This window comes from Peptoniphilus sp., from assembly GCF_034090345.1.
In the GTDB taxonomy this organism is placed as follows: domain Bacteria; phylum Bacillota; class Clostridia; order Tissierellales; family Peptoniphilaceae; genus Peptoniphilus.
In genome coordinates, this window is the sequence record NZ_JAXDSS010000024.1 from 1 (window position 1) to 5,406 (window position 5,406).

Sequence of the window (5,406 nt, forward strand, 5' to 3'; positions counted from 1 at the left end):
GCGTCGCTTGCATTCTTTGGACTGGGAATAAAAGAAAACCTGGGCAATTTGTTGTTTAATTTGGCAGCAATAGTAACCTATCCTACACTTGCTCTTACAGTGATAATGGAAAATTATATGCTCGTTAAGAGAAGAAAAAATAGAGAAGTAAAGACTTTTAAGATTTATACTCATGGAATGTTATTGCTTTTAATAGCTATTTTGATAAGTATGATAGGAGCTTTAAACGAAGTTTCATTCTTAAGTGGAACAAATTATTTAGTAGAGCTTGTAGAATTTAGAGGCGTTAAAATTTCTCAAATGTTACCAATATTATTTGCATTTGTAATATACGCAGCATACATTGGTTTTGGCAGAACTGAAGAGACTACTCCAAAAATACAAGTAAAAGAAATTAGAAATGTATTAAATGCAGATGTAAAATTTTGGCAAGCGGGCCTTGCGGGAATGTTGTTGATTTTAGTTGCGATATTCTTGCTAAGAGGTGGAAACACCAACACTAAAGTGCCAGGAATGGAGTTGCTTGCAAGAAACTTGATGGAAATATATTTGCCAGTTAGACCAAGAACTAAAGCTATCTTAATGGGTTGGCCGGCAATAGTGCTTTTGATGTATATAGCATATAGAAAAAGAGCTGAAATAATGACACTTATATTGATACTTTTAGCTTCAATAGGTATGGCAGATATAGTAAATACTTTCTCTCATATAAGAACACCACTTTATATTTCATTTACTAGAGTTTGTGTGCAATATTTAGTTGTGGCACTTATAGCCTTAGTTTTTGTATATGTTGCAGAAGTTGTAAGAAAGGGGTACGACAAATACATTGGCAAATAAAATTTTGGTGTCCGGGTACTACGGCTATAACAACATAGGTGATGAAGCTATTCTAAAAGGTCTAGTAGACGGAATATCTGAGATTAGCGATGCTGAAATTGTGGTACTATCGAAAAACCCAGATTGGACAACGGAAAAATACGGAGTAAAAGCAGTAAATAGGTCTAAGATAACTGATATTATAAAAAATATCAGCAGTACAGATATGCTCTTATCAGGAGGAGGCTCACTTCTTCAAGATGTAAGCAGTAGTAAATCAATACTTTATTACCTTGGAATTTTAAAACTTGCTCAACTTATGAGAAAGAAAACTTTTATATATTCTCAAGGGATAGGACCTATTAGAAGAACTTTTAATAGATTTTTGACAAGAAAAATTTTAAATAAAGTAGATTATTTAAATGTTAGAGATAGACAAAGCGAAGCGTATTTAAGAGATTTAAATGTAAAAAGAGATGTTCAAGTAACTACAGATACTGTATTTGGAATAAAAAAACCGAGCCTAGACAAGGGAAGAGAAGTCCTTGATGGGTTAGGCGTTAGAAAAGATGCAGTAAATGTTGGAATGATAGTTATGAATTGGAAAAATTCAGGAGAGAGAACTATCAATGAATTTATAAAGACAATCGAGCTTATAAAAAGTGAAAAAGATGTCAATATAATACTGATTCCATTCTTTTACCATTTAGATTTAAAAATTGAAACTGAAATTTATGATAAAATAAAAGATAAATATGAAAATATATACTTGGCAGACCACTATTTACACGTAAATGAATATCTATCATTGATAGGGAATTTAGATATATGTGTGAGCATGAGGCTTCACGGGCTTATATTTTCGACACTTATGGGAGTTTATCCCATAGGAATTTCATACGACCCTAAAATTGACGGGTTTATGAAAGAATTGGATAGAGTGCAAAACCACTATGTTCAAAATTTCAAATCGGATGAATTAGCCAAAGAAATTTTACAATCTATAGAAGATAGAGATGAACTTAAAAAAGAAATTAGCGGATATTTGCTTAAATTTGTAGAAAGGACCAAAGAGCACAATCAAAAGGTTTTGGAGGTATTAAATACAGAGCATGGAAAAAGTTAGTATATTTGGGGTTGAGGTTTTCAATGTAACTTTTAATGAAGCATTTGAAAAAATCAAAGGTTTTTTAAAAGAAGATAGATTACACACTATAATGACTCCGAACACTGAAATTGTTGTGGATGCACGAGACAATCCTAAGATGAGAGATATAATAAACTCTGCGGATTTAGTTGTGGCAGATGGCATAGGACTTATTTATGGCTCAAAGATGAAGAAACTGCCGTTAAAAGAGCGTGTAACAGGATTTGACTTGTCTATGAAGATGATAGACCTTTGTAGAGAAGAAGGATATAGTTTGTTTTTACTTGGCACAAAACCTGAAATTGTAGAGCGAGCATATAAAAATTTAAAAAAAGATGAAAAGCTTAATATAGTTGGCTATAATGATGGATATTTCAAAGGCGCTCATCTAGGTATGGGGAACCATGAAGAAGAACTTCAAGTAATTGAAAAGATAAATTCATTAAAACCTGATATAATATTTTTGGGTATGGGTTATCCTAAACAAGAACTTTGGATAGAACATAATAAGGGCAGATTGAATTCAAAAATTATAATAGGTAATGGCGGAGTTATAGACATACTTGCCGGAGTGAGTAAAAGAGCTCCGGAAGCGTTTATAAAGTTAAATTTAGAATGGCTTTATAGATTGATATCAGACCCGTCAAGAATAAAGAGACAAGTGGCAATACCTAAATTTTTGTATTCTGTAATAAAGGATAAGAATTCTGTAGTAGTAGGAGGAAAAAATGAACATAGAAACTAAAGCTATTAACACCATCAGATTACTTTCAGTAGACCAAATTCAAGCCGCAAATTCAGGCCACCCCGGGTTACCACTTGGAGCATCGCCAATGGCTTATACAATTTGGAAAAATATGAAGCATAATCCTAGTGACCCGAATTGGATGAACAGAGATAGATTTATTCTTTCAGCAGGGCATGGTTCAAGTATGTTGTATTCATTACTTCATCTTTTCGGATATGGACTTGAAATAGAAGATTTGAAGAACTTTAGACAACTTTCATCACGTACACCGGGGCACCCTGAGTATAAACATACAGTTGGGGTAGAGGCTACTACAGGTCCTCTTGGACAAGGTATATCTATGGCAGTTGGCATGGCAATGGCAGAAAAACATATGGCTGCAATTTATAACCAAGATATTGAAGTTGTAGATCACTATACATTTGTAATATGTGGTGATGGAGATTTAATGGAAGGTATTTCCAACGAAGCTTCATCTCTTGCCGGAACTCTTAAATTGTCAAAACTTATAGTTCTTTACGATTCAAATGGAATTTCAATAGAAGGTTCAACTGATTTATCATTTTCAGAAGATGTTGCTTCAAGATACTTAGCACTTGGCTGGCAAGTTATAGAAGTTGAAGACGGAAATGATATTGAAGCAATTGCAGCTGCAATAGAAGAAGCTAAAAAAGATGAAAGGCCTTCACTTATAAAAGTGACTACAGAAATAGGATATGGATCACCAAGAGTTGGAACAAGTAAAGCACACGGAGAACCACTTGGAACAGAAGGAGTTTTAGAAACTAAGAAATTCTTAGAAGCTTCAGAAGAAGCATTCTACGTTTCAGAAGAAGTTAGAGCTCATTTTGAAGACATCAAAAAAGATTTACACTTTGAATACGAAAAATCAAAGAGAGTAGAAGAACTATATGCTGAAAAATACCCTGAAGAATACAAGAAACTTGTAGACTCAATGAATGGCAAATTTGATTTAGAAGTTTTGAACACAGAAGAACTTTACAAATTTGAAAAAGATATGGCGACTCGTGCATCTTCAGGAGTTGCATTAAATAGAATAGCTGAAAAATTTGATTTATTCTTTGGCGGTTCAGCAGACCTTGCACCATCAAACAAATCAAATATAGATAAAGAAGAAAACTTTAGTGCGAAAAATCCAAAAGGACTTAACATAAACTTTGGAGTTCGTGAACACGCTATGGCGGCAATAGTAAATGGTATTATGCTACATGGAGGATTCAAATCTTATGGAGCAACATTCCTTGTATTTGCAGATTATTTAAAACCTGCTATTAGACTTGCTGCAATCCAGAATTTAGGTTCAGTGTTCATACTTACTCACGACTCTATAGGAGTTGGAGAAGATGGACCTACACATCAACCTATAGAACAACTTGCAATGCTTAGAAGTATTCCAAACCATATTGTGTTTAGACCGGCAGATGCAGTAGAAGCGGCAGTGGGTTGGGCAGTTGCGCTTAACTCAAAATCAACACCTGTATCACTTATTCTTTCAAGACAAACTCTTAAGAATTTAGAAGGGTCATCAAGAGATGCAGCAAAAGGGGCTTATATAGTGCAAAAAGAAACAAAAGAACTTAAGAAAATCATCATAGCAACAGGTTCTGAAGTTGAAATTGCAGTAGAAGCGGCAGATGAAGAAACAAGAGTTGTTTCAATGCCATCAAGAGAACTTTTTGAAGCACAAACTGAAGAATATAGAGAATCAATAATACCTAACAAAGTTAGAAACAGAGTTGTAGTAGAAGCGGCAAGTTCTTATGGTTGGCATAAATATGCAGGAATCGACGGAAAACTTATAACTATTGATGAATTTGGAACATCAGCACCTGGTTCAGAAGTGTTTAAGTATTTTGGAATAACTGCAGAAAACGTAAAAAGAGCACTTAAGGAGTTTTAAATAGTCGCCGAAAGGCGACTTTTTTACTAATATGAAGAGAATAAGAGAAATAGACTTAGTAAAGGGACTGGCAATATTTTTAGTTCTGATGATACACACAAATATATATATGGTTTCAGAAGAACTGATAAACTTTAAAATATTTTATGGTGCGCTATCAAGATGCGCAGTGCCACTATTTATGATGGCGAGCGGAGCTTTACTATATAGAAGAAAACCAACTTTTAAAAAGACCTTTAAAATGGTACTTAAACTGATATTTTTAATACTATTCTTTAACTTTGTATATAGATATTGGGATGGACTTTGGATGAATGACACCAGCATGGAAAATCTTATGAAGTTTAATGAGAAATTTCATTTGTATTATCTTTATATTGCAGTTGTACTTTTCATATCAGCACCGGTAGTTTATAGATTGGTTTCAAATATGACTAGGAATGAATATAGATTTGCAATATTTTTATTTTTCTTGAGCTCAATAGTGGTACCGTATTTAAAAATTTTAAAGTTAATTGAAAACCCATTCATTTTAACATATAGTTTATCAATGAGTTATTCAAGTATAGGGTATGCGATGATAGGACACTACATTTTTAAATATAAAGAAGATATACCAAGAGGTTTTTCAATATTTGGAGCATTTGCAATTTGGTATATGATTGATATTTTGATGAAAAATCCTACGGATGCAAATTTTGTAACATACTTTGAAATGGTAAATCCACTTAGCTTTATATATGCAGTCAGCGTATTTTTATTTGTGGTTAA

Annotated in this window: 5 protein-coding genes; all 5 read left to right on the plus strand. The window is 33.3% G+C overall.

All coding sequences use genetic code 11. The features are described 5' to 3' along the window. Positions 1–840: DUF5693 family protein (locus SOR77_RS02270; RefSeq protein ID WP_320635580.1), on the plus strand; the 840-nt coding region annotated here is incomplete at its 5' end. Then, a complete protein-coding gene (gene csaB / locus SOR77_RS02275) occupies positions 830–1,945 on the plus strand; it encodes a polysaccharide pyruvyl transferase CsaB (RefSeq protein ID WP_320635581.1) in 1,116 nt (371 codons plus the stop codon). The genes SOR77_RS02270 and csaB, both read left to right, overlap by 11 nt. After that, positions 1,932–2,711, plus strand: a complete 780-nt coding sequence (locus SOR77_RS02280) for a WecB/TagA/CpsF family glycosyltransferase (RefSeq protein WP_320635582.1) — start codon at positions 1,932–1,934, stop codon at positions 2,709–2,711. Before csaB ends, SOR77_RS02280 begins: the two co-directional genes overlap by 14 nt. Then, positions 2,695–4,635, plus strand: coding sequence for a transketolase (gene tkt / locus SOR77_RS02285; RefSeq protein WP_320635583.1), 1,941 nt, complete (start codon positions 2,695–2,697; stop codon positions 4,633–4,635). The genes SOR77_RS02280 and tkt overlap by 17 nt, the downstream gene beginning before the upstream one ends. Positions 4,636–4,666: 31 nt before the next feature. Next, positions 4,667–5,406: acyltransferase (locus SOR77_RS02290; protein WP_320635584.1), on the plus strand; the 740-nt coding region annotated here is incomplete at its 3' end.